This is a genomic window from Ramlibacter tataouinensis TTB310 (assembly GCF_000215705.1).
Lineage (GTDB): Bacteria > Pseudomonadota > Gammaproteobacteria > Burkholderiales > Burkholderiaceae_C > Ramlibacter > Ramlibacter tataouinensis.
In genome coordinates this window covers 3,199,946-3,223,051 of record NC_015677.1, presented here as the reverse complement: position 1 = coordinate 3,223,051, position 23,106 = coordinate 3,199,946, and the positions used below count along the sequence as shown (strand labels likewise).

The 23,106-nt window shown below is 65.3% G+C and carries 19 protein-coding genes and 4 pseudogenes; 16 read left to right on the top strand and 7 right to left on the bottom strand.

Going from position 1 to position 23,106, the window contains the following annotated elements; genetic code table 11:
* Positions 1 to 35: 35 nt before the first annotated feature.
* The 4 genes and pseudogenes from RTA_RS21075 to RTA_RS15465 all read left to right on the top strand — a co-directional run.
* Positions 36 to 134: pseudogene (locus RTA_RS21075) on the top strand (transposase domain-containing protein); the annotation flags it as partial.
* Positions 135 to 157: 23 nt separating this feature from the next.
* Positions 158 to 301, top strand: coding sequence for a copper resistance protein CopC (locus RTA_RS21530; RefSeq protein ID WP_143762995.1), 144 nt, complete (start codon positions 158 to 160; stop codon positions 299 to 301).
* Positions 302 to 749: 448 nt separating this feature from the next.
* Positions 750 to 1,769: a phosphonate dehydrogenase gene (locus RTA_RS15470; RefSeq protein ID WP_013902365.1), complete on the top strand. Its 1,020-nt coding sequence runs from the start codon at positions 750 to 752 to the stop codon at positions 1,767 to 1,769.
* A 14-nt stretch (positions 1,770 to 1,783) separates the two neighbouring features.
* Positions 1,784 to 2,826, top strand: a pseudogene (locus RTA_RS15465) (CaiB/BaiF CoA transferase family protein).
* Here RTA_RS15465 and RTA_RS15460 read toward each other — a convergent pair.
* Positions 2,823 to 3,560, bottom strand: a complete 738-nt coding sequence (locus tag RTA_RS15460) for an MBL fold metallo-hydrolase (RefSeq protein WP_013902362.1) — start codon at positions 3,558 to 3,560, stop codon at positions 2,823 to 2,825. The pseudogene RTA_RS15465 and the gene RTA_RS15460 sit on opposite strands and share 4 nt — an antisense overlap.
* Positions 3,561 to 3,583: 23 nt before the next feature.
* The gene (locus RTA_RS15455; RefSeq protein ID WP_013902361.1) at positions 3,584 to 4,318 is read right to left on the bottom strand and encodes an MBL fold metallo-hydrolase; all 735 of its coding nucleotides are present in this window, start codon (positions 4,316 to 4,318) and stop codon (positions 3,584 to 3,586) included.
* A gap of 129 nt (positions 4,319 to 4,447) precedes the next feature.
* On the opposite strand from RTA_RS15455, the gene RTA_RS15450 reads away from it, so the two are divergent.
* Positions 4,448 to 5,332: a LysR family transcriptional regulator gene (locus RTA_RS15450; RefSeq protein ID WP_013902360.1), complete on the top strand. Its 885-nt coding sequence runs from the start codon at positions 4,448 to 4,450 to the stop codon at positions 5,330 to 5,332.
* Positions 5,333 to 5,463: 131 nt separating this feature from the next.
* Here RTA_RS15450 and RTA_RS15445 read toward each other — a convergent pair whose 3' ends face one another.
* The gene (locus RTA_RS15445) at positions 5,464 to 6,066 is read right to left on the bottom strand and encodes a hypothetical protein (RefSeq protein ID WP_013902359.1); all 603 of its coding nucleotides are present in this window, start codon (positions 6,064 to 6,066) and stop codon (positions 5,464 to 5,466) included.
* Here RTA_RS15445 and RTA_RS15440 point away from each other — a divergent pair.
* The 6 genes from RTA_RS15440 (at position 6,065) to RTA_RS15415 (ending at position 12,972) form a co-directional block, all read left to right on the top strand.
* A complete protein-coding gene (locus RTA_RS15440; RefSeq protein WP_013902358.1) occupies positions 6,065 to 6,553 on the top strand; it encodes a Fur family transcriptional regulator in 489 nt (162 codons plus the stop codon). The two genes, RTA_RS15445 and RTA_RS15440, sit on opposite strands and share 2 nt — an antisense overlap.
* A 73-nt stretch (positions 6,554 to 6,626) precedes the next feature.
* Complete coding sequence (locus RTA_RS19910; RefSeq protein WP_013902357.1) at positions 6,627 to 7,058, top strand: hypothetical protein; 432 nt, start codon at positions 6,627 to 6,629, stop codon at positions 7,056 to 7,058.
* A gap of 103 nt (positions 7,059 to 7,161) precedes the next feature.
* Positions 7,162 to 7,866, top strand: a complete 705-nt coding sequence (locus RTA_RS15430) for an ABC transporter ATP-binding protein (protein ID WP_013902356.1) — start codon at positions 7,162 to 7,164, stop codon at positions 7,864 to 7,866.
* Between the two features lie 2 nt (positions 7,867 to 7,868).
* On the top strand, positions 7,869 to 9,266 hold the full coding sequence (locus RTA_RS15425) for an ABC transporter permease subunit (protein WP_013902355.1): 1,398 nt from the start codon (positions 7,869 to 7,871) through the stop codon (positions 9,264 to 9,266).
* Between the two features lie 13 nt (positions 9,267 to 9,279).
* Positions 9,280 to 10,740, top strand: coding sequence for an ABC transporter permease subunit (locus RTA_RS15420; RefSeq protein ID WP_013902354.1), 1,461 nt, complete (start codon positions 9,280 to 9,282; stop codon positions 10,738 to 10,740).
* Between the two features lie 27 nt (positions 10,741 to 10,767).
* Positions 10,768 to 12,972, top strand: coding sequence for a TonB-dependent receptor (locus RTA_RS15415; RefSeq protein ID WP_013902353.1), 2,205 nt, complete (start codon positions 10,768 to 10,770; stop codon positions 12,970 to 12,972).
* Positions 12,973 to 13,006: 34 nt separating this feature from the next.
* Here the strand turns inward: RTA_RS15415 and RTA_RS15410 are convergent, their stop codons facing one another.
* Together RTA_RS15410 and RTA_RS19905 are read right to left on the bottom strand one after the other, a co-directional pair.
* Positions 13,007 to 13,408 (bottom strand): LysR substrate-binding domain-containing protein, encoded by a 402-nt coding sequence (locus tag RTA_RS15410; protein ID WP_013902352.1) that lies wholly within the window; start codon positions 13,406 to 13,408, stop codon positions 13,007 to 13,009.
* A gap of 84 nt (positions 13,409 to 13,492) precedes the next feature.
* Positions 13,493 to 14,854 (bottom strand): alpha/beta fold hydrolase, encoded by a 1,362-nt coding sequence (locus RTA_RS19905; RefSeq protein WP_013902351.1) that lies wholly within the window; start codon positions 14,852 to 14,854, stop codon positions 13,493 to 13,495.
* Between the two features lie 101 nt (positions 14,855 to 14,955).
* Between RTA_RS19905 and RTA_RS15400 the strand changes: the two genes are divergently transcribed.
* Positions 14,956 to 15,432 carry a winged helix-turn-helix transcriptional regulator gene (locus RTA_RS15400; protein WP_013902350.1) on the top strand — a complete coding sequence of 159 codons (477 nt, stop codon included), beginning with the start codon at positions 14,956 to 14,958 and terminating at the stop codon, positions 15,430 to 15,432.
* A gap of 294 nt (positions 15,433 to 15,726) precedes the next feature.
* Here RTA_RS15400 and RTA_RS15395 read toward each other — a convergent pair whose 3' ends face one another.
* Positions 15,727 to 16,617, bottom strand: a complete 891-nt coding sequence (locus RTA_RS15395; protein WP_013902349.1) for an SDR family oxidoreductase — start codon at positions 16,615 to 16,617, stop codon at positions 15,727 to 15,729.
* Between the two features lie 27 nt (positions 16,618 to 16,644).
* Between RTA_RS15395 and RTA_RS15390 the strand changes: the two genes are divergently transcribed.
* The 4 genes and pseudogenes from RTA_RS15390 (at position 16,645) to RTA_RS20415 (ending at position 20,659) form a co-directional block, all read left to right on the top strand.
* Positions 16,645 to 17,535: a helix-turn-helix transcriptional regulator gene (locus tag RTA_RS15390; RefSeq protein WP_013902348.1), complete on the top strand. Its 891-nt coding sequence runs from the start codon at positions 16,645 to 16,647 to the stop codon at positions 17,533 to 17,535.
* Between the two features lie 527 nt (positions 17,536 to 18,062).
* Positions 18,063 to 19,272 (top strand): annotated as a pseudogene (locus tag RTA_RS21505) (efflux RND transporter periplasmic adaptor subunit).
* A pseudogene (locus RTA_RS20420) lies at positions 19,269 to 19,653 on the top strand (efflux RND transporter permease subunit); the annotation flags it as partial. The pseudogenes RTA_RS21505 and RTA_RS20420, both read left to right, overlap by 4 nt.
* Before the next feature lie 244 nt (positions 19,654 to 19,897).
* Positions 19,898 to 20,659 carry a VOC family protein gene (locus RTA_RS20415; RefSeq protein ID WP_081466297.1) on the top strand — a complete coding sequence of 254 codons (762 nt, stop codon included), beginning with the start codon at positions 19,898 to 19,900 and terminating at the stop codon, positions 20,657 to 20,659.
* Positions 20,660 to 20,771: 112 nt separating this feature from the next.
* Here RTA_RS20415 and RTA_RS20820 read toward each other — a convergent pair whose 3' ends face one another.
* On the bottom strand, positions 20,772 to 23,000 hold the full coding sequence (locus tag RTA_RS20820; RefSeq protein WP_013902343.1) for a hypothetical protein: 2,229 nt from the start codon (positions 22,998 to 23,000) through the stop codon (positions 20,772 to 20,774).
* Positions 23,001 to 23,106: the final 106 nt, after the last annotated feature.

The window sequence follows — 23,106 nt, the reverse complement described above, 5'->3', positions numbered from 1 at the left end:
CGGCACAGGCCGGTCTGGTGCTGCTCCTGCAGCGCCATGCCTACCTGAAGGACGTCATGCAGCGGCTGCCAACGCAGCCGGCAAGCCGCATCGGCGAGTTGCTCCCGCACCGCTGGCAGCCGCTACTGGCTTAGGCAACCTCTCTGATCCCGTCAAGATGGACCCCCGCCACTTACTGCTTACCGTGCCACTCGCCGCGCCCTTGGTAGGTAGGGCCTACAAGTTTGAGTGGCACGTTCTCTCTGCAGATGGTCACATGACTAAGGGGACTACGTTTCCCGACCGCTTACTTTACGCCTGACACGGACACTACTCTGCTGCGATGCGCCGCGATGGTGCTGACAGCGAAGACGCCAGTAAGACTTGCTTATAGGCCGCTGACTGGCAGCGAAGCCCTAAATGACGTGCCGCGTTGCTCAGACGAGGCGGCGGTGATGGTGCCGCCGTAGGCCTTCGCCACCTGGGAGCCCCAGCAGCGAAGTCAGCCGGTCGGACATCGCGCGGGCGACGCGGTCGACGACACCGGACGGTGGGTAGTTGCCGATCAGGCGCACAGGCTTGCTGGGGTAGCGGTCTGCCGCTGTCCCGCGGTGGCCGCCAGCCCTAAGAGCACAGCCGCGATTCGGTGGCGCAAGCGAGGGAAAGCTCTCATGGTGGTCTCCTAGCAGTTGTAGGCTCACGATAGCACAATGATTCATGAAGCGTGATTCTTAGAATCTACAACTTGCAGATCGCGAATGTTATGTACCATGGTTTTCATCCCCAAGCAACATGGAATCGACATGCGAAAGCCGAAAGTGGTAGTGACTAACCCCGCATTCCCCGAAACGCTGGAGCTGCTGGCGTCACATTGCGAGGTGGTTTCCAATCCCGGTCCGGGGCCACTGGCGCGGCCGGAGTTGCTGGCGCTTTGCCTGGATGCACAGGCAATCGTCGCGTTCATGCCGGACCGCATCGACGACGACTTCCTCCGTGAATGCCCGTCGCTCCGGATCGTCGGCTGCGCCTTGAAGGGCTTCGACAACTTCGATGTGGCGGCGTGCACGCGTCGCAAGATCTGGATCACAGCCGTACCAGACCTGCTCACGGAACCCACGGCAGAGCTTGCATTGGGACTCATGATCTCGCTCGGGCGGCACATCCTGGGTGCCGACGCGCATTTGCGCAGCGGCGGCTTCCAAGGCTGGCGCCCAACGTTCTATGGCCGCTCGATCGACGGCAGTGCCGTCGGAATCCTGGGTGGCGGGGCGGTGGGCGCCGCGATCGCGCGCAAGCTCTCGGGATTCCAATGCCGCACGCTGGTATATGACCCCGATCCGGTTCGCCAGCTGCCGTCCACCGCACGCTGGGCGACGGCTGGCGAGGTACTCTCGCAGTCGGATTTTCTGGTTAGCGCGCTGCCGCTCGTGCCAGGGACGCTTCACTACTTGGACGAGCAGCGCCTCGCACACGTGAAACGAGGGTGCCTTCTCGTCAATCCATCGCGCGGCTCCGTCGTCCACGAAGAGGCCGTGGTACGTGCGTTGAAGTCGGGGCAACTCGGCGGCTACGCTGCGGACGTTTTCGAGTTCGAGGACTGGGCCCGCAGTGACCGGCCGCTGGAAGTCCACCCCGAGCTGATCGCCATGGCAGACAAGACAGTGCTCACGACGCACATCGGCTCGGCTGTGACCGAGGTTCGCAGGAAGATCGAACGCGATGCTGCCCTCAACGTCCTGGAGGCGCTGCGCGGTGAACGCCCGCACGGCGCCATCAATCAAGTGGGCTGAGGTACTGGATATATATGGACCGCCCGACTCGAGATGACGCACCGCTGGCCGGCGTCAAGGTCGTGGAGTTTTGCTCCGTCGCGGCAGGCCCTTTCTGCAGCATGCTGCTGGCCGACATGGGCGCCGACGTGATCAAGGTCGAGCCGCACGAAGGGGACGCGCTGCGTCAGTGGCCACCCCTTACGGAGGGATATAGCGAGAACTTCGCTTCGTCGAACCGGAACAAGCGTTCCATAGTGCTGGATGAGCGCCCCGATCTGGTTTATTGCTCCATCTCGGCTTTCGGGCAGACGGGGCCTAGGGCGACCGAGGGCGGCTTCAACCTGACGATCCAGGCTGCCAGCGGGCTGATGAGCGTCACGGGCGAACCCGGCGGCGCGCCCGTCAAATGCGGTGTACCCGTTGCCGATTTCGCTTCAGGACTGTATGGCGCGTTATCGATCGCAACCCTGCTGGCGCGCGCGCGCACGGGCGGCCCGGGCGGCCACCTCGACATCCCGATGTTCGGTTGTACGCTGGGCATCGCGGCTCTTCAGGTAAGCGAGTTTTTCGGAACGGGCCGCAGCCGGGCAAGCTCGGTTCAGCGCATCCGCGCAATGCACCTTACCGCGCGTTCGAGGCGGCGGACGGCCATTTCACAATCGCCGCTGGCAACCAGAAGCTGTGGCTGGCCGTCTGCGAGGTGGTAGACCTGCCCGAGTTGGCCCAAGACCCGCGATTTGCAACTACCAGGGATCGCGCGGCGCACCAGGAGGAACTCAAGTCCCTGCTGGAAGAGCGCTTCAAGGTGCGACCGACAGAGCACTGGATCGCTGCATTCGCGCGCGCGGGCGTGCCGCACGCGCGCATTAACGACTATGCCGCGGCGTTGTCGGACCCGCAGGTGGCCCACATGGATTGGCTGCAAGCCATCACCTTGCCCAGTGGACACGCCACACGGACGTTCGCGTCGCCGGTGCGCCTCGACGGCCGTGGATTCGCCATCTGTCACCGCCTACCGGCCCTGGGCGAGCATTCCGCCGAGATCCGGCGGGAGCTCGAGCAGCCCGTCCATTAGAAATCGACGACCATGCCGTCCCGTGCCGTTTCGTAAGACAGGGTTGGGACCCGCTCGAGCATGTCGTCGCTCATATGCGTGAGCACCAGACGCTTGGGTCGAATGGCAGGAAGATGTTCCTCCAGGGTGGCGAGGTCTAGGTGCAGCTTGACCTTCTTGTCGTAGAAGTAGGCTTCAGCCACGAAAAGATCGACTCCGCTCGCCGCGGCGACCAGCGCGTCTGTCCACTCGGTGTCTCCCGTGTAGGCTACAGACCGCCCCTCAGCCTCGAGCCGATAGGAAAAGAACGGTCCGCCGGGGTTTCCATGGTGGGCCTGGAAGGGGCGCACGACCACTCCGGCGACCTCCACGACTTCACCCGGTGCGACCTCGATCAGGGACAGTTCGAACTTCGGCTGGGTCTTGGAGGAGCCCGGGAACGCAGTCTCCATGACGCGCTCGTACCAGCCGCGCAGCCCGGCCGGCCCGACGATAACCAGCGGCTCCGTGCGCCTGGAGAAGAACTGCGCGTCCAGCATGAAGAAGGGAATGCCGCCGAAGTGGTCCGCGTGAAAGTGCGTGATAAACACGGCCTGGATCTGATTGAGCGCCACTTGCTGCGCCTTCAATCCCACAAGAGAGGACGCGCCGCAGTCGATGAGGAAGTTGGCTCTCTCGCCGGTGACGTGGAAGCAGGTGTTGAGGCGGCCGCCGCTGCCGAAGGCGTCGCCGCTGCCGATGAATTTGAGCTGCATGGTTTTCCTTTGCACTGTTGCGCTCAGAGTTCGATTTCGAGCCCGTCCTCGGCGACCTCGTGCTGCACGTCCTTCACCCGCTCCAGCATGTCATCGTTGAGGTGAGTCAGCAGCAGCCGCTTGGGCGCGATGTCCGCCAGGCGCGCGAGGACCACCTCATAGCTCAGGTGCTTATTGATGGGTTTGGAGAAGAAATAGGCCTCACAAACGAACAGGTCCGCGCCACGGCCGGCGGCGATCAAGTTATCCACCCAAGAGGTGTCGCCTGTATAGCTGACTGTCCGGCCGCCGAACTCAACCCGGAGTGCGAAGGGCGGGGCGCCGCATGCGTGTTCCACCAGAAAAGGCGTGACTGCTACTGGACCGAGTTCGCGCCGCACTCCAGCCTCCAGCTCGACGATCTCCAGGCCGAAGTCCGGCTTGGGCTCCCACCCGCCCGGAAAGAACGCTTCCATCGAAACCCTCAGTCGCTTCTTCAACCCGGGCGGGCCGGCAACTGTGAGCTTGCGACTACGGCGGCGGATCAGAGTGGCCTCCCGCAGCAGGAACACCAAACCGCCGAAATGGTCACCGTGCAAGTGCGTGATCAAGATGGTCCCGATGGCGTCCGGGTTCTGGCCGGCGCGCTTGAGGGCAATCAGCGAACTGGCGCCGCAATCGATCAGGACCTGTTCGCCGCCGTACGTCAGCATGAAGCAGGTGTTGAATCGCCCGCCGCTGCCAAAAGCGTCCCCGCATCCGATGACCTTGAATCTCATGTGCGCTCCTTCCTGCTGCGCGGACGATAACAGATGATGCCGGTTTCGAAAACTGTTAATTCGTCGACTTGTGAATCGCGAAGTTCAGGTAATATCCCTTCAGCGGGATTGGCAACCGGGGAGCCTCCAATGCTGAACATCGAACAGATCAATACCTTTGTCGCCGTTGTTGACGCAAATAGCTTCCTGGGCGCGGCCGAGCGCCTGGGCCTAGCGCCACCCACGGTGAGCCAGCACATCCGAAAGCTGGAAGAAGCATTGGGTAAGCAGCTCCTCCAACGAAGCCGCAGCGAATGCAAGCTCACCGTCGAGGGCGAGCGGTTCCTGCCGCACGCGCGCGCCTTGCTCGCTCTTGAGAGCCGGGCTCGCGGTGCCTTGTCCACCCAGACACTCAACATCGCCGCCAGCAGCAACATCGGCGCCTACCACCTGCCCGGGCTGCTGAAACGCTTCGCTGACCTGTTTTCCCCTGAGGAGCGGCCCGCCGTCGAAGTGAGCGTCGGCCGCAACTCGGAAGTTCAGGAGCAGGTCCGCACCGGGATGGCCCAGATCGGGTTGGTGGAGTGGGTGCAGCCTCGCCCTGGCCTGAGCTCCTTCAAGTGGGGCAGCGAGAAGATGGTGGTCATCGTTCCTCCCGGTCACCCGTGGGAGCGCAAGCGCGAGGTCAGTCCTGAGCAGCTGTTTCGGACCCCCATGGTCGCCGGCGAGCCTGGGACGGGCACCGCCACCTTGTTGCGGGACCTGTTCGGTTCATTGGTGGGAGACCTGGCGACCACGATGAGCCTAGGTAGCACCGAAGCAGTCAAACGGGCTGTGATGGCGGGCCTGGGTGTTTCGCTGGTCATGGAGTCGGCCGTCCGCCTCGAGACGGAGCAAGGCTGGTTGGTTGCGCTGCCGTTGGGCGGCGCCAAGGTGGAGAAGACTTTGCATGCCATGGTGCCCGACGACACACTTGGCCTCGATATGCCGCGCGCGTTCCTGCAGGGCGCGCTGAAAGTAGCCGCTCTGTCGTGATGAACGCTAGCTCACGGGTGGCTCTCTTTGACCTGGATGACACGCTGTACGACGACCAGTTCCATCGCCGCGCCGGGCTGCGTTCGCTCCAGTCGGAAATGCCTCTCCTGCTGTCCCAGACGCTGAGCGCGCTAGAACGGCGGCATGAGCTTCATTTGCGGACCACGTACCACGCAATGCTTCGCGGCGAGCTCGATCTGCACCAAGCCCGGGCGACGAGGATGCGCCGCCTCCTCGCAGATTTCGGCATCGACGCGGAACATCAGCAGCTCGAGCGCTGCGAACGTGCCTACCGTGATGGGTATGGGAAGCCGCAGCATGTAGTGCCCGGCGCCCCCGAACTGCTGTGTGCAATGAGGGACTTGCGGCTTTCGCGTGGCCGTACTCACGAATGGTGAGACAGACGGGAAGCTAGCCAAGTTGCGAGCCTCGGGGTTGGGAGACCTTGTCCCTATTTGCTCGGTGAAGGCGAAGGCCAGCAGCAGGCCGACGGCGAAGGCCACCATGCGGTCGGCAAAGCGCGGCAGCCAGGTCAGGGCCACTGTCGCGGCGAGCAGCACCGACAGCAGGCCGCTGAGCAGCGTGGCGGCGAGGGTGGAGGCAAGGATCATCGTCAAAAAAGAAGGTAGCGCCGCGGCTCGGCTCGTGGCTAGAATTGCAACCGTGTTGCGAAAGTTAGTGTAGTGCAACTGCGTTGCGTTATTGGCTTTCGCCTGCTCGCCTCCGATGCCCATGCCTTTCACACCGCAAACCGATGCCCTGATCGACGAGGCCCTGGCCTCGGCCGGGCTGCGCCGTACGGCGGCGACGCTCGCGCTCGCGCGGCTGTTCACGCAGGGTGACGACCCGGTGTTGTCGCACGCCGAAGTGCAGGACGCATTGGCCGGGGAGGGCGCGGCGGTCGACCGCGTCACGGTGTACCGCCTGCTCGACCGCTTCGTCGCCGCCGGCCTGCTGCGCCGTGCCGTGGATGCGCAGCGCGTCTCCCGCTTTTCGCTGGCCGTGACGGCGCCCGAGGGGGAAGCCGTGCCGCGCTTCGAGTGCGACGACTGCCACCGGCAGTTCCGCCTGGACGATGGCGCCGACAAGCTGGGCGCCGCGGCACGGCAGGTGCTCAAGGCGCTGGAGGCCGCCGGCCACGAAGGGCATTCCGTCGAGGTGGCAGTGCATGGGCGCTGCGCAGGCTGTGCCACGGAAGCGCAGCCCCGGGGCAGTCGATGATGGGTCTTGATCCAAATCAACCTCCAGCCCGCAACGGTGCTTGGGGAGCAGCTATCGAAAGCGGAGCGGCTTGATGCTCCGCCAGATCCTGCGTGACCCCGTGTCGCCGCTGCGCTGCACCGGCGTTGTGGCACTGGTGCTGGCCTTGCTGCTGGCGCAGTCGCTGGGCCTGGTGCACCGGGTGCTGCATGCGCCCGCCCTGGGAGCGGGCCCTGCGGCGGCGCTGGCGCATGCCCATGCGCCTGACCACGAGGTAGCGGACGCCCATGGCGAGGACGCGTACGCCCACGCAATCGGGTGGCTGGCCGAACTGATGGCGTCGCATGAGGAGAGCGGCGATTGCCGTCTCTTCGACCAGCAGAGCCACGGCGACGTGGTACTCCATCTCGCCGTGCTGGGCGATTCGGCGCCCGCCGCTCCCGCCCCGCTCGCAAAACCGGCTCTCGCCGTCCCGGCCACGCCTGCTGCGCCCTTCCACGCGCGCGGCCCGCCTCCGCTCCTCTAGCACCCCGCGCGTTCGCGCTCCGCCGCACCAGCCGGCCGTCCCAATGACGCGGGCGGATGGCTGCTGCCGATCCGTTCCGCCTTTCCGTCCACCAGGAGCTCCCATGCTTCAAGCCCTCGGCCTGACCAAGCGCTACGGCGCGCAGACCGCGCTGGACCACCTCGACCTGGACATCCAGCCCGGCGAAATCTATTGCCTGCTGGGCGCCAACGGCGCCGGCAAGACCACCACCATCAACCTGTTCCTCAACTTCATCGCGCCGGACGAGGGCGAGGTGCGGATCAACGGCGTGGACGTGACCCGCCACCCCGTGACCACCAAGCAGCACGTGGCCTACATCCCCGAGCAGGTGATGCTGTACGGCGTGCTCTCCGGCCTGGAGAACCTGCGCTACTTCTCGGCACTGGCGCTGGGCAAACCGCTGCCGCGCGAGCGGCTGCTGCAGCTGATAAAGGAGGTGGGCCTGGACGCCCAGGCCGCCGACAAGCGCGTGTCGCAGTACTCCAAGGGCATGCGCCAGAAGATCTGGATCGCGGTCGCCCTGGCCAAGCAGGCCCGGGCCCTGCTGCTGGACGAGCCCACCTCGGGCCTGGACCCGCAGGCCGCCAGCGAGTTCTCGGCGCTGCTGAGGAAGGCCGCCGACAGCGGTGTGGCGGTGCTGACCACCACGCACGACCTGTTCCATGCCAAGCACACGGCCACCCGCGTGGGGATCATGAAGCGCGGCCGCCTGGTGGACAGCCTGGACAGCGCGCGCATCAGCGACACCGACCTGCAGGCGCTCTACCTGCAGCACATGAGGAGCTGACCATGGCGCTGCTGATCGCAAGCAAGGACATCCTGGAGCGCTGGCGCGACGGCCGCCTGGCCTGGGCCGGCGGGCTGGTGCTGCTACTGGTGCTCACGGCGCTGGCCGTGGGCTACGCGCGCCAGAGCGAGGTGCGCGCCGAGCAGGCGGTGGCCAGCCGGCTGGACTACCAGGACTGGCTGCGGCAGGACCGCCGCCACCCGCACGACGCCGCCCACCAGGGCCTGCACGCCTTCCGGCCCGAGCCGGCGCTGGCCATCGTGGACCCGGGCATCAACCCCTACATCGGCGGCACGCTGTGGCTGCAGGCGCACCGCCAGGCCGAGGTGAAGTTCCGCCCGGCGCAGGACGCCACCGGCCTGCAGCGCTTCGGCGACCTGTCGCCGGCCTGGGTGCTGCAGATCCTGGGGCCGCTGCTGGTCATCGTGCTGGGCTTCAACGCGCTGGCCGGCGAGCGCGAGCAGGGCATCCTGCGCCAGACGCTGAGCCTGGGCGTCTCGCCCTGGCGGCTGCTGGCGGGCAAGGCGCTGGCGCTGGCCGGCAGCCTGGCGCTGCTGCTGGTGCCGGCGGCGCTGGCCGCGGCGGCCGCGGTGGCCTGGGGCGCCGAAGCGGGTGAACGGCTGGATGCCCTGGCCCGCTTCGCCGCACTCTCGCTGGGCTACGCCCTGTACCTGGGCGCTTTCGTGTTCCTGGTGCTGGGCGTGTCGGCGTTGGCGTCCAGCTCGCGCATCGCCATCACGGTGCTGCTGGGGCTGTGGATCGGCGCGGTGGTGATCGCGCCGCGCGTGCTGTCCGAGGTCTCGCGCCTGGCCTACCCCAGCCCGACCAAGCTGGAGTTCCAGAAGGAGCTGGGCGCCAACCTGAAGGCCACCTCGGACAAGGTGTGGCAGCAGGCCTTCGGCACCACCGAGCGCTGGGGCCGCGACGTGCCGCTGTCCCAGTGGGGCCTGGCGCTGCAGATCGACGACCAGTCGGCCTATGGCGTCTACGACCGGCACTACGGCCGGCTGTGGGACACCTACGAGCAGCAGCAGCGCGTGCAGGAGTGGAGCGGCTTGCTGCTGCCGCTGCTGGCCGTGCGGGCGTACTCGATGGGGCTGGCCGGAACGGACTTCGGCCACCACCGCGACTTCACCAACGCCGCCGAGCGGCACCGCCGCCTGATCCAGGACGTGATGAGCACGGACCTGGTGGCCCATGCCGACCCGCTGGGCGACCAGCACTTCGCCTACCAGGCCGGCCCCGATCTGTGGGCCAAGGTGCCGCCGTTCCACTACCACGCGCCGCCGGCCGGCTGGGCGCTGGCGCGCCACGCGCACACGCTGGCCGTCCTGGCCGCCAACCTGCTGCTGGCCCTCGGTTTCGCCTTGTGGGCGGTGCGGCGCCAGCGCGCGATCTGAAGGAGCAACGCACATGACGAAGTTCGATGCCGCGCGCTTGCGCCTGGTGATGGCGCAGGAACTGCGCCTGCTGCTGGCCGAACGCAGCCTGTGGCTGGCCGGCGGGCTGTTCCTGCTCTTGATCGGCTATGCCCTCTACAACGGCCTGCACCAGACGGCGCTGCGCGACCGCGCGCAGGCGGCCATCGTGGCCGACGACGCCCAGACCCGCGCCGGGCAGCTGGCCTTCCTGCGCCGCATCCTGGCGGGGCAGGACAAGCCGGCGCCGTTCCAGAACCCGGCCGACCCGGCGCGCATGGCCAGCGGCTACGGCGCGCAGCACGCGCTCATGCCCAGCGCGCCGCTCACGCCGGTGGCGCTGGGGCAGACCGACCTGTTCCCCGGGCAGTTCAAGGTCACGCACCAGAGCAAGATCCACTTCATCCACAACAACGACATCGAGAACCCCTGGCACCTGCTGTCCGGGCACTTCGACCTGGCGTTCGTCATCGTCTACCTGCTGCCGCTGCTGATCTTCGCGCTCAGCTACAACCTGCTGTCGGCCGAGCGCGAGAGCGGCACGCTCCGGCTGCTGCTGTCGCAGCCGCTGGCGCTGGGCACGCTGGTGGCGGGCAAGATCGCGGTGCGCGCCGGCGTGCTGCTCGGCCTGGCGGTGGGCGTGCCGGTGGCGGTGCTGCTGCTGGCGCGCCCGCAGGCGCTGGCGGCCGGCGAGGCCACGCTGTGGTGGGCGCTGCTGGTGGGCGCCTACGCGCTGTTCTGGTTCGCGCTGGTCGTGGCGGTCAACGCCTTCGGCCGCGCTTCGGCCACCAACGCCATGGTGCTGGTCATCGCCTGGGTGGTGCTGGTGCTGATCGCGCCGGTGCTGCTGAACCTGGTAGTCACCACGGTCAGCCCCGCACCCTCGCGCACCGAGCTGGCCACGCGCACCCGGCTGGTGACGGTGGAGGCCATGAACCGCTACAGCAAGCTGCTGGCGGCCGACTACCGCTACATGGCCGAGCCCGACGTGCTGGTGCCCAGGAACGGCCGCATCGAGATGAGCGGCCGCTCCCTGGCCAGCTGGCGCATCCAGAAGCAGGTGGACCAGGAAATCCAGCCCGAGCTGGACCGCTTCGACGCGCAACAGGCCCGCCAGCAGCAACTGGTGGCGCGCTACAGCTTCGTCTCGCCGGCCGCCCTGGCCTACGAGTCGATGACGGCGCTGGCCGGTACCGGCGCGCGGCGCTACGGCCACTTCATGCAGCAGATCAATGGCTACCACGCGGCCTGGCGCGGCTTCTTCACGCCGCGCATCGACGGCGGCATCGCGCTGGCCGAGGCCGATTTTGCGTCCATCCCGCGCTTTGTCTGGCAGGAAGAGAGCAACGCGCTGCTGCGCGTACAGGCGGCGCGCTCGCTCGCGCTGCTGCTGCTGCCCTGCGCCTTTCTGCTGGGCCTGGCGCTCTGGCGCCTGCGGCGCTACAGCGTGGTCTGAACCCGAACGCAACCGATTGGAGAAGAAATGAACACCAACATCAACACCAAGTTCAAGACCACCCTGCTCGCGCAGGCCGCTGCACTGGCCACTTGCGGCGCTGCCTGGGCTCAGCCGGCGAGCGAGGCGCAGCTGCGCGCCGTGGAGGTGCAGGGCAGCCGCGACGGCAGCACGCTGCAGCTGGCTACGCCGAGCAACACCGCGTCGCGCCTGGGCCTGACGCTGCGCGAGACGCCAGCCTCGGTGGAGATCCTGTCGCAGGACGTGATCCAGCAGCGCGGCGCGCGCACGTTCTCCGAGGCGCTGCGCGGTGCGGCCGGCGTCACCGGCGGCGGGGCGCCGGCCTCGCCCACCACCGTGCAGACGCGGGGTTTTTCCAACATCACCTACCTGTACGACGGCATGCGCTCCTCCGGCGCCGGCTTCGTCAACCGGGTGCAGGACACCTGGAACTACGAGCGCATCGAGATCCTCAAGGGTCCGGCTTCCGTGCTGTACGGCGATGGCGCCATCGGCGGCGTGATCAACTTCATCACCAAGCGGCCGGACCGTGAGAACCCCAGCCGCGAGGCGTTGGTCAGCTACGGCAGCTACGGCTCCTACCGCGCGGCGGCCGGCCTGGGCGGCGCGCTGGGCGAGGCGGGCGCCTACCGCATCGACTACAGCCGCAACGACACGCGCGTGGGCACCATCGCCAACAACGGCGAGAAGATCGATCACCTGACCACCGGCCTGGCGTTCGACCTGGGCCGCGCCCTGCGGCTGGATCTGTCGTTCGACTACCTGCGCGACGACAACCAGGCCTACTACGGTACGCCGCTGGTGCCGGCCTCGTTCGCCACGCAGCCGACCGGCGTGGTGAGCACGCCCGACGGCCGCGTGATCGATCGCCGGCTCGTCGGCCTGAACTACAACATCGCGGACCAGGACAACTCGTCCGACACCTACTGGTTCCGCGGCCGCCTGACCTGGCGGCCGACGTCGCAGTGGACGGTGCGCAACGAGCTCTCGGCCAACAAGGCCGACCGCGTGTTCCTCAGCTCCGAAAGCGCGGTGTTCGTGGCGCCCGGCCGCATCAACCGCGACCAGACCCTGATCACGCACGACCAGAACTACGTCTTCAACCGCCTGGATGCCAGCCACGACGGCAAGCTGGCCGGCCTGCGCAACCGCTTCACCATCGGCAGCGAGCTGAGCAAGACCGGCTTCGATAGCCAGCGGCGTTTTTCCAACGGCTCACCTGCGACCGTGGCGACGTTGCAGGTGGATGCGCTCAACCCCGAGGTGGGCGTGTTCAACCGCGACCCGGCGCTCACCACGGGTGCCGGCAACCGCACCGACGTGACCTCCGACACCCAGGTGGCGTCGGCCTTCGTGGAAGACGCGCTCTCCGTCACCGACGCCCTCACCCTCGTCGGCGGGCTGCGGCACGACCGCATCGAGGTGGAGCGCAGCATTCGCGACCTGAACACCGGCAACTTCACGCAGTTCGACCAGCGCTACAGCGCCAATGCGGTGCGCCTCGGCGCGGTTTACGACATCACCAAGTCGTCCACCGTCTACGCTCAGTACACCAATGCCACGGTGCCGGTGAGCGCGCTGTTCCTGCTGTCTGCCGCGAACGCGGCCTTCCCGCTGTCGCGCGGCAAGCAGGTCGAGGTCGGCTTCAAGCAGAGCCTGCCTGAGGCCCGGCTGGAGTGGACGGCGGCCGTCTACCGCATCGAGCTGGACGACGTGCTCTCGCGCGACGCGGCCAACCCGAACGTGACGGTCAACAACGGCCAGCAGTCCTCGCGCGGCATCGAGCTGGCGGCCGCCTGGCGCGCCACGCGGCAGCTCACGCTGTCGGGCAACTACGCGGCGCTGGACGCGCGGTTCGACAGCCTGGTGGAGGCCGGCGGCGTCTCGCGCGTGGGCAACACGCCGGCCAACGTGCCCGAGCGCGTGGCCAACGTCTTCGCCACCTACCGGCTGGCTGACGTGCCGGTGGAGTTCTTCCTGGGCGTCAACCGCACCAGCCACATGTACACCGACACGGCCAACACCATCCGCATCAACGGCTACACCGTGGCCGACGCGGCGGTGAGCTGGTGGCTCAAGCCGGCGCTGCTCAGCTTCCGCGTGCGCAACCTCACCGACAAGCTGTACGCCAACTACGCCGGCCGCGCCACCAGCCAGGTGCTGATCGCGCCGGGGCGGACGTTCGAGGTGGCGGCGAAGTTCGACTTCTGACGGCCGCGGCGGCTGCGCAGTCAGACCGGTGCAGTCAGACCGGTTCGCCCGGCCTGGTGTTCCGCGCCGCGATGAGCGAGGCGACCAGCTCCTTGACGAGGCGGGACTTCTGGGTGTCCGGGCGGAAGATCAGCAATGTCCTGAAGTGCACGTCGGCCTGGAACGGGCGGAAGACCACGCCCCGGGTTGCCGCATCGTTGGCGAACGGGTTCGTCAAGCCCACGCCGATGCCGCGCTGGACCAGCGCTGTCACCGTGGCGGAGTTGGGCGTTTCCACCACCACGGTGGGCCGCACGCCCGCTGCCTCCAGCACCTGGTTCAGGCGGCGGCGCACCGTGTCCTCGGGTGACAGGGCGATGAACCGCTCTCTGTCCAGGTCCGCGGGCCGGATGGTGCGCCGCTCGGCCAGGCGGTGTCCTGCCGGGATGGCGCACACCTCTGATCGCGGACACCTTGATGCACGGCGATCACCTAGCCGTTGCCTGCCAGCCGCAGCGCCGCACTATCGCCCCCGATATCGTCAGGGCGTCCTACCGGCCCCCGAAGCCCGGTCGTGCAGCCGAAACCGCTCCCGCAGAAACGCGAGCACGTCTGCCTCGGCCTCTCTGATGATGCTGAAATGATCGGCACCGGGGTAGCGCTTGTAGGTCACAGTTGCACCGGTGGACTGAAGCTTCGCGACGAATTTCGCGGTCAGTGGCTCGAGCACGAACGGGTCGGCCGTTCCCTGAACGATCAATGTCGGCCGACTCAAGGTGAACCCTGGGTTGGCCGCTGGATCGTTGACCGCAAGGAATGCGCTCATGCGGGGATGCGCGGCCCAACCGGGTTTGAGGCCGGCAAAGGCGGCTCCTTTCGCCTTGATCGCGCTGTCGAGGAGGGCTATGGCCTTGACGGAGCATCGCGAGCGGAACGCTGGCAGAACACGCTTCAAGTCGCCGCCCATGATCGCGCCCGGATCGAAGTCGGGTGATTGCACCATCAGCCCGACCGTCATCAGCGCACCTTGAAACTGCTCCATCATTCGTGCGTTCTCGAGGGTGGTCTTCTCAGTCGCCGTTCTCGCCGTCGTGCTGAAGCTTGCGGCGGTTGCGGCGATCGACGTGTAGGGCACGGACGCCACGGTACCGACCAAGGCCAGCTCGGGTGCTTCATGGGCATGCGCTTCGACGCCCAGCACCGCGTGCCCTCCGTCGGAGTGGCCAACCACCGCATAGCGACCCGACAGGGTCGGTTCAGCTTGCCGCGCCGCGCGCACGCCCGCGATCAGCGATCGGGCAAGGCTCGCTTCGCTGTAGTACGGATACGGCACGCTCGCGCTCGCGCCCAGACCTTCAAAGTCGGGCGCCACAACGGCGTGACCCGCTTGCACCAGACTGCCGATCTGGAAGGTGTAGTCGCTTTTGAAGCCGTCGCGTGTCAGCCCTCCGTCGAGCTCCGGGCTCAGGCTGGGAGCGCAGGTCTTCTGCCCGGGGGTGGTCGTACCATGCGCCCAGGCAACGATCGGCCAGCCGCCTGGCGGCGGTGTGCCGGGAGGCACGAACAGCAGGGTCGTGGCACGCGTCGCCTCGCCGCGGATGCTCGGCATGGTGTGAACGAGCAGCGTGGCCTTTGCGCTGATATCCGGGGGGAGGGGATGCTTTGTTGACGAGATCAGCAAGGTAGCGCCTGGCGCAGCAGCCTCGACGGGCGCGGCCAAGCTCGCGGTTGCGATCCCGAGCGCCAGACATGCGGCTTGCAAGGCACGCAGCATCAATGCGCCGATCAGAGAACCCCACCCGTTGCCTGCTGGCGGATCGTCACGAGCTTCCAGACTCCTGATTGAGCTGCTGACTTGCGCACCGGCAATGATCACCGCTGCATCTTGGGCTTGCTTTGACATCTGACAACACTCCGTGATTTGGAGCGGTTCATAGTATCTTTCGGATATCTAAGGTCAATCACGCACCTGAAGTCGCCTAGAGATACACGAGGAAACCACGCATGCCTGAATCGCCGAAGCAAGCGCTGATCGACGAGTTCGCCGCGCGCGTCATCCTGGATCAGATAGCGGACAAGTGGTCCGTCATGATCCTCACGGTGCTGTGCACGGAGCCGTCGCGGTTCAATGCCGTTAAGCGACGCCTGGGCAGCATCACTCAAAAGGCCCTGACCCAGGCATTGCGGCGCTTGGAACGCAATGGCCTCATCGCGCGTCGCGTGATCACGTCCTCGCCGATCGCAGTCGAATACTCGATCACGCCACTGGGCCGAACGCTCAAGGACCCGGTGTTTGCGTTGTGCGCCTGGACACTCGCACATGAGGGCGAGGTCGAACGCGCGCAGCAAGAATTTGACACGCGCGACCAATGCGCCGACGGACACGGTCACAACGAGGCTTCGCGCATAGTTCGGCATGCGCCGTTCCGCGGACAAGATCGAGAAAGGCATCTCGTCAGCGATGAAGCAGATGACGGATAGAGGCTGGCGGGAGGCCGGCTGTTCCAAGGCGGGCATAGCGTCTATCCACAAACCAGCGCGCCGCTCGCGTGCTGCGGCTTCAAGTCGCCGTAGCTCCGGATTCTGGACATACCTCGGGCGTGACCAAGCCCAACCCGAGCGAACGATTTCGGCTCATGCGTTCGCGCCCTCGCACTCGACGTGCGCGGCATCTCGTCGCCACCCAGCGCTGCCGCCAACGCGAACCGTGGCTAACTTGCTGAAGCGCAGAGCATCGACCACCCGGCCAAGCTCGACGGTAGGACGCGGCAAGGCTCAAGAGAAGTAGCCGCTTGCTTGCATGTCGTCTAGCAGGCCGATCTGCTGTGGCTGCCATCCCAAAGAAGCACGCGTCTGAGCGCTGGAAGTGGAGTTATCAATGCCCACAAACAGCGCCATCCAACCGAAGTGTGCCGCCGCCTCGTCCGCCGACATGCTGCGTGCGGGAATACCAAGTCCTGTGCCGATCGCCTCAGCGATCGAGCGCATGGGGACGCCTTCCTCGCCGACGCCGTGCAAGCGGGCACCGGGCGGTGCCTTTTCGAGTGCCAGGCGGAATAAGCGCGCTGCATCCAGCCGGTGAACAGCGGGCCAGCGGTTGTCGCCGTCGCCGACGTAGGCGGCAACGCCAGTGCGCCGAGCGACATCGATCAACGCCGGCACAAAGCCATGATCACCCCTGTCGTGGACCGACGGCGGCAGGCGCACGATGCTGACCCGAACGCCTCGGTCGGCAGCAGCCAGCACCACTTCCGATGCCGCGCGGATGCTGCCCAGCCCGTCGGGCGCTGGCGAATCTGCTTCCGTGCCGATGCGCCCCGGTGCGAGCACTGCGGTCCCCGAAGTGGCGACCAGGGGCTTGTTCGTCCCTTCGAGCGCGTCCGCCATGGCTTTCAATGCTCGCTGATCGGTCCGCGCATTGGCCTCGTATTGAGCAAAGTCATGGATGAACGCGGTGTGGATCACGCCATCGCAAGCGCGAGCACCTGCAGCCAGACTGTCAAGGTCTGCCAACTCGCCCCGATGCGCTTCCACGCCCATCCGCGTCAACGTCTTGTCTGCAGCGTCACTACGAGCCAAGCCGACAACTCGGTGCCCAGCCGTCAGCAACTCCCGCACGACGGCCCCGCCTATGAAGCCGGTGGCTCCGGTGACAAAGATCTTCATAATGATTCCTGGATAAAGTAGGAATCCATGGTTGCCCTAAATTCAGTGCCTGAAAAGTCGACGGCGCATACCGGTATGGCGGGTAACACGATGCGGAGCCCGGTTCTTGCACTTGGGGGGTTCCTGCGTGATCGGCGGGCGCGCCTGCGTCCACCGCCCGGAACCGACAGCCGCCGTCGAACGCCCGGACTCAGGCGTGAAGAAGTCGCCATGCGCGCGAATGTCAGTGTCATCTGGTACACATGGCTCGAGCAGGGTCGGGGTGGATCGCCCTCAGAGGAGGTTCTCGAACGCCTTGCCCAGGCGCTCGAGTTGGACGCGGCCGGACGTGAGGTTCTTTTTCTCCTGGCACAGCACCGGCCACCCCCGATCAAGCCAGCGCCATCAGCGGCTGTCACACCATCCCTGCAGCGGGTGTTGGACGCCTTGACGACAAGCCCGACCATTGTGAAAAGTCCGAACTGGGACATCGTGGGCTGGAACGCCGCCGCGGTCGCTGTGCTTGCCGACTACCCGTCCTTGCCGGCGGGTGGACGCAACGTTCTCCGGCGCCTCTTCAGTGAGGACGCGGTTCGCGCCTCGCTGCCAGACTGGGAGGCGGATGCGCGCTTCGCGCTGGCCGTGTTTCGCGTCGACGCCGCGCGCGCTGGTGACTGCCCCGAGGCCGTCGCGCTAGCCGACGAACTCCAGGAAACCAGCGCTGACTTTCGCCGGCTTTGGGCCGAGAACGAAATGCGCAGCAACGGAAGCGGTATAAAGCGAATCCAGCATCCAGTGGTCGGCGCCCTGGCGCTCGAGTACTCGGCATTTGCCGTTGCCGGCGCAGAAGGGCTGACGATGATTGTCTTCACTCCGAAGTCAGGGGCCGACGCGAAGGCCATCGAGTCACTACTCTCCGATCAGCCTCGATTGGCCTGACGGCTGCGATACGGGCATTTCACCTGAGCGGAAGGCGATATGCGGCTTGGCGGTTCGAGAAGAACGGCCAGTGGCTGGAGGTTCAGGTCGTCGGTGATCGTGAATCCGACGATGCGGCCATCGCGCACCAGTGAGCCCTTGCCGGCGCTGGACTTCTCTACAAAGCCGCAGCACGCGTGCGGCGCTTGGTGGACTTTCTGGCTACCCGCTTCAAGGCGCTCGGTCAGGCGGTTTCGGCTGCTCCCAGCAGTCCTGCTTGAGCGCGAGAAGCGTCAAGCGTTCGCCGGTGATTCACCGGACAAATACAGAGATAGACAGGCTATTTGTTGGAGCGATTGAGGGGGCCGCACAGAATGGCCGTCTCGGGCGTACTCCAGGAAAAGCACCATGCACAGGTTCATCTGCTCCTCGTTGCTGACGTTCTGCTGGACCGCTCCGCTCCAGGCGACATCGGGCCAAGTGCCTGCGTGAACAAAGGCATTGCCATGAAATCCAGGACCGGAAGCTTGCCCGGCCGCGCCGGCGCCGTGGGCGCGCGCGCGCGGCCCGGCGGGTCGGACACGACAGGCCCGGCGGGCTCGCTGCGCCTGCTGAGGCTCGCGCCTTTGTTCGTCGCCGCGGCGCTGGTCGCCTGTACCGACCAGCCAACGGGTACCGGGGCCGCCCAGCGGCCCACTGTCGCGGTGGCGCCTCTGCTGGCCCAGCGGATCACGCCGATGGGCGAATTCAACGGGCGCGTCGAGGCTTCCGCCAGCGTGGACCTGCGGCCGCGCGTGTCCGGCTACATCGAGCAGGTGCGCTACACCGAGGGAGCCGAGGTGGAGAAAGGGCAAGTGCTGTTCACGATCGACGACCGCGGTTACCGCGCCGGACTGTCCAGTGCCACGGCGGGCCTTGCGAGCGCCAGGGCAGGTCGAGTTGGCACGCCGCGAGGCCGCCCGGTCGCAGGTGCTGGCCGAGCAGCGGGCCATCGCCGCCGAGGAGTTGGAGCAACGGCGCGCGGCCCTGGAGCGGGCGCAAGCACAGGTGCAGTCGGCGCAGGCCGCCGTCGATCGTGCAAGCCTCGCTGGAGTGGACCCAGGTGCGCGCGCCGGTGGCCGGGCGAACGGGACGTGCCCGCGTCACGGCCGGCAACCTGGTGACTGCGGGTGATGGTGCCAGCATCCTGACCACGCTGGTGTCAGTGGACCAGGTGCACGTCTATTTCGATGCCGACGAAGCGACCTACCTGCGCTTCTTGAACGTGCAGCGAAAAGGAGTACTGTACTGCCGGTGCGCGTCGGTCTGGTGGGCGAAACCGGTCATCCGCACGCCGGCCGGGTGGACTTTTTCGACAACCGCGTGACTCGCAGCACGGGCACGATCAGCTTGCGCGCGGTCGTCCGTAACAGCGAGCGGCGGTTGACGCCTGGTCTCTTCGCCCGGGTCCAGCTGCCCGTTGACGAGCCCTCCGATGCCCTGCTGATCGACGAGAACGCGGTGCTGACCGACCAGGACCGCAAGTATGTGTACGTGGTCGACGCGGACGGGAACGCCCAGCGCCGCGAGGTGCAACTCGGCGGTACGTCGGAGCGACTGCGTGTCGTGCGTAGCGGCGTCGCGGCCGGCGATCGCCTGGTCGTGGAGGGGATGCGCCGCATCCTGCGCTCCGGCATGCCAGTGACGGCGCAGGCCGCGGGCTTGACCTCACCGACTGCCGCCGCAACAAACCCGGACGTTTCGCCGCAGGCCCGATGAACATCTCCAACTTTTTCATCGACCGGCCGATCTTTGCCGCCGTCCTCTCGATCGTCATCTTCGCTGCCGGCCTGGTCGTGCTGCCCTTGCTGCCGATCGCCGAGTATCCAGACGTGGTGCCGCCTTCCGTGGTGGTGCGCGCGGCCTCCCCCGGCGCCAATCCGAAGGTCATCGCCGAGACCTTGGCCACGCCGCTGGAAGAGGCCATCAGCGGTGTCGAGGGAATGATTTACATGCGCTCGGTGGCCAGCTCCAGCGGGGTGCTCGCGACCACCGTGACCTTCCTCGCGGGTACCCAACCCCGATGAAGCCGTCGTGCGGGTGCAAAACGGGGTTGCCCAGGCTCTGCCTCGCCTGCCGGAGGACGTGCGGCGGCAAGGGACCGGCAGCGACGGGGGGGGCGTCCGCCTCGCCGACGTCGCCCGGCTGGAGCTGGGCGCCAGGTTGCGTCGATGCAGGGTCGCTAGCGCGCATGCCTCAGCTTAGGCGACAGCACGCCAGGCAGAAGACAGTCGCCTCCCTTCTGGATTGCTGCGGAAATTTCACCGACGCATCCAAGGCTCTGTGCCTAGTCATCGCTGGGAGCGACTCCTAACATGCATCCGTCACAACACGGAGGCCTTTCATGCTGTCCAGAAGATCTGCATTTGCAGCTTGCAGTTGCTCCGTCTTGGCGCTTGGTGTGTCCGCCTGCTCGGTCCACGCCCAAAGCGCGATCAGTGTCGGAGGCGTTGGGGCTGGGTCTGGCCGCCGGCACGAGGATGCGCGACCCGGACGTTCCAGCGCCAGCGGTGAGCGCCGCGACGGAGCCGGTCTGCCCGATGTGCACCACATTGGACTCGTCGTAGCGAACCGTGATCGAGCGTTGGCTAATGTCGAAGGCGCATTCGGCTTCGGTCGTGCGTACAAGTTCGACGCCAACTTCCCAACAGCAAGAGTGTCCAGCGGAGTGACTGGTTTCGACCTGCGCATAGGGTTCGTCTGGATGGGAAATACGCTGCTGGAGTTCCTCGAGCCCGTCGACGAACGATCGCCGCATGCAACCTGGCTGCGCGATCGTGGGGAGGGCATGCACCACCTCGGCTATCTGGTCAGGTCGATCGATTATGAGCTGGACGCCATCGGTGCTGCCCGGGGCGGTGGACGCCCTCCGCTTCTCGTCCAGGGGTCTGGCAGTGAACAGGTTCGCTGGGTCTACCTGGAAGGTGAGGTGGTGGCCAAGGTCTCGCAACCCCGACGTGCCAACGTTGCGGCATGGGAATTGACGGCGCGACAGTCTCGATTCACAGCGCATCCAGCAACTGCGTCAAGAGTTCGTTCAGGCCGTTCGACCGACCGGCGCGTGCGAGCGCCAAAGCCGCTAGAGCCGGCGGCGCCCAGCGGTTGATCGAAGAGCGCCGACCCTGCCACGGCAGGTAACCTGCCCCAACCTTCCAAAGATCGGGAGCGGTTCCTGACGCAGTGCAGCGGCCGGCGCCAATGCTGATCAGTGGGGCCGATCAGAATCCGGTGGTGTAGGTCTCTCCAAACTCTTCCTTGAGTGCGTCTGCATCTTGCCGCAGCTTGGTGCGATCGCTAATGCTGCTTGGCGCGATAGCTTGTGCGCGGTATTCCCTGGACATCTTCTCTTTGATCCTTTCGGCAAGCGTGCGCAGCTTACTTGGCGTTGCGCCTGACGTGCTCGCTGCATTCTCGAACAAACTTTTGACCTCATCAAAATGAGGAAGCTTCACATTTGGAACATTGTGCAGCCCAACGCGATTTAGATTCCGGTCGAGCACACCGGGTCGTTTATCCGCTGCCAGAAAGCCGCCGAGCATATCCTCGTTCTTCAGAACCTTTTTGGCAAATTCCCGAACGGATTCGTACTGGCGCGTCGACTCTTTGCTAGCCAGTCGAATGTTGATCGGTGTGTCTGGCTGAGGTGAAGAAAGCATGCTAACCATCTGGTCAATCGCCGTAAATACGGTCTTGTAGTAGCGCCGATTGATCTGCAGCTCGGGTGAGTCGATCATCGCTTTTTCAACTTCCACGATTTGCTTCGATTCAGCGCTCATCTCGCCGCCGAACAACAGCGCCACAGACTGATCGACGTAGGTGCGCGTATCGCCTACAGCCTCTAGCGTCTTTCTCATGTTCAACCCATTCATCTTTTCTTCAATTTTTGAGAAACGGTCCTTCACGTAGGCGTCAACGTCTTTGCGCAGGCTCTCCTCATCGCGCGCATTGCCAATGACGGTGAATGGCATTGTCGCCGGATCCTTTTCCTTCAAGTATTCCGCGTTCTTCTGCTGCTCGTTGTGACCGATGATTGGCAGAGCTAGCAGGCCGGACTTGGAATCCCCAGCCTTATGTAAATAGGCGAACTCTCCATTCGTACCAGCGCCACTGGTGGTGATGCCATCACCATCCGCAAGGTACGACAGCTTCATGCCATCACCTTTCCTCAGAGTGTCGAAGCCGCAAAGCACAAACAGCGTGTTCCTATAAGCATCATCGGCCAAGTCGCCCCGTGCGATCTGCTTCTGAATTTCGGCGCCCACCAAGGTCTGGTTACCATGAGCATAGACGTACATCACATTCTTTACTTGATCTGCGCTCTTGATAGAAGGATGCTTCAAGACGCCTGTGGCCGGTTTGACCGCGCCCATACCGCTGCGGTTGTCCCACACCGACTGCGGGTCGGCAATGTTTCCGTGTTCCAGCAACTCTTGCGCGACGAGGCGCATAGCCTCCTTCTTCGTGGTATCGGCAGTGATGCCCAAGCTCTTGGCGATATCAGAGAGGGCAATCAGCGTGTTTTTGTCGCCCAAGCCAATGTGCGAAATTTTCGCACCACGGCTACTCAGGACTTTAGCCAACAGCGCGTTTTTATCAACGACGTCTTTGCTGACTTCGCCTTCCAAAAGAATCGCGTGGTTCTGTTGGTCAACCGCATTGTTAGGGCTCACACCTGCATTGAGCATGCCTTTAAGCAGGTCGTGATCCATGTCGGTAAACACTTTTACACGTTCACCCATCGCCTTCTCACCAATGAGTTCTTTGAGCGTCAAGCCCAGATGCTTGCCCGAGATGCTATTCGGGTTGTCAAAGTCCGAAGCTTCGCCATAGATGCGTGCCTGCTCGATGTGGGAAATGTCAGCAGTAGGACGGGCCGCATGTTTCGCAAATCGGTCAATGATCTTGGCGTCGTCAGAAGCACCTGACGGTTTCAGGTAGCCCATCACTGACTTGTCAGCTTGCACCAACAGAACCTCAATACCTTGAGCCTTTGCATGTGCCGCAATCTTGTCGAGTTGCTGCTTACTGCGCGGTTTGCCTTCCCAGATCTGTGGCACGTTGAAGATGAGCGTACTTCCCGGCTTTACATGGCCCTTGTCGATAGACGCTTGGATCACGTCCAGGCAGCGGGCAGTGTGGCCGCCGCCAGTGGGCGAATAGCCGCAGGCTAAGATAACAGTGTCTTTCGCGGTAGCCGAGTGCTTTAATGCTTTACGCACGTGCTCAGCGCTCGGACCGGTGTCATCAATGCTGCTTCGATTGGACGCGGCTCCGATGCTGGTGCGATTGGCGCGGGAAACACTCGGGTTGCGACGCACGGCGCGGTCTTCACCTGTCGTCAGAAATTTGCCGGACGAAGTTGGTTGGCTAGGTTCTCCAGACTTTTGCGCGAAGTCTTGAGATGCAACCTGAGAAGCCTTGCCGGCAGTAATCTTTGGATCGGTCATTTCGGATTCCTCAGCAAAAAAGGATTAGGGTCAATTCCCCGGAGCACTGTGCCTAGATCAAACTTCCAGGGCGCACGGTCCCGCGAAGATGAGCAAGAGAATCCGA

Bases quoted from the DNA above. Each gene is read 5' to 3' on its own strand.
- RTA_RS21530 (WP_143762995.1), top strand. From the start codon at position 158: ATGGACCCCCGCCACTTACTGCTTACCGTGCCACTCGCCGCGCCCTTG.
- RTA_RS15470 (WP_013902365.1), top strand. From the start codon at position 750: ATGGTTTTCATCCCCAAGCAACATGGAATCGACATGCGAAAGCCGAAA.
- RTA_RS15460 (WP_013902362.1), bottom strand. From the start codon at position 3,560: ATGCAGCTCAAATTCATCGGCAGCGGCGACGCCTTCGGCAGCGGCGGC.
- RTA_RS15455 (WP_013902361.1), bottom strand. From the start codon at position 4,318: ATGAGATTCAAGGTCATCGGATGCGGGGACGCTTTTGGCAGCGGCGGG.
- RTA_RS15450 (WP_013902360.1), top strand. From the start codon at position 4,448: ATGCTGAACATCGAACAGATCAATACCTTTGTCGCCGTTGTTGACGCA.
- RTA_RS15440 (WP_013902358.1), top strand. From the start codon at position 6,065: ATGCCTTTCACACCGCAAACCGATGCCCTGATCGACGAGGCCCTGGCC.
- RTA_RS15445 (WP_013902359.1), bottom strand. From the start codon at position 6,066: ATGGGCATCGGAGGCGAGCAGGCGAAAGCCAATAACGCAACGCAGTTG.
- RTA_RS19910 (WP_013902357.1), top strand. From the start codon at position 6,627: ATGCTCCGCCAGATCCTGCGTGACCCCGTGTCGCCGCTGCGCTGCACC.
- RTA_RS15430 (WP_013902356.1), top strand. From the start codon at position 7,162: ATGCTTCAAGCCCTCGGCCTGACCAAGCGCTACGGCGCGCAGACCGCG.
- RTA_RS15425 (WP_013902355.1), top strand. From the start codon at position 7,869: ATGGCGCTGCTGATCGCAAGCAAGGACATCCTGGAGCGCTGGCGCGAC.
- RTA_RS15420 (WP_013902354.1), top strand. From the start codon at position 9,280: ATGACGAAGTTCGATGCCGCGCGCTTGCGCCTGGTGATGGCGCAGGAA.
- RTA_RS15415 (WP_013902353.1), top strand. From the start codon at position 10,768: ATGAACACCAACATCAACACCAAGTTCAAGACCACCCTGCTCGCGCAG.
- RTA_RS19905 (WP_013902351.1), bottom strand. From the start codon at position 14,854: ATGTCAAAGCAAGCCCAAGATGCAGCGGTGATCATTGCCGGTGCGCAA.
- RTA_RS15400 (WP_013902350.1), top strand. From the start codon at position 14,956: ATGCCTGAATCGCCGAAGCAAGCGCTGATCGACGAGTTCGCCGCGCGC.
- RTA_RS15395 (WP_013902349.1), bottom strand. From the start codon at position 16,617: ATGAAGATCTTTGTCACCGGAGCCACCGGCTTCATAGGCGGGGCCGTC.
- RTA_RS15390 (WP_013902348.1), top strand. From the start codon at position 16,645: ATGGTTGCCCTAAATTCAGTGCCTGAAAAGTCGACGGCGCATACCGGT.
- RTA_RS20415 (WP_081466297.1), top strand. From the start codon at position 19,898: ATGCTGTCCAGAAGATCTGCATTTGCAGCTTGCAGTTGCTCCGTCTTG.
- RTA_RS20820 (WP_013902343.1), bottom strand. From the start codon at position 23,000: ATGACCGATCCAAAGATTACTGCCGGCAAGGCTTCTCAGGTTGCATCT.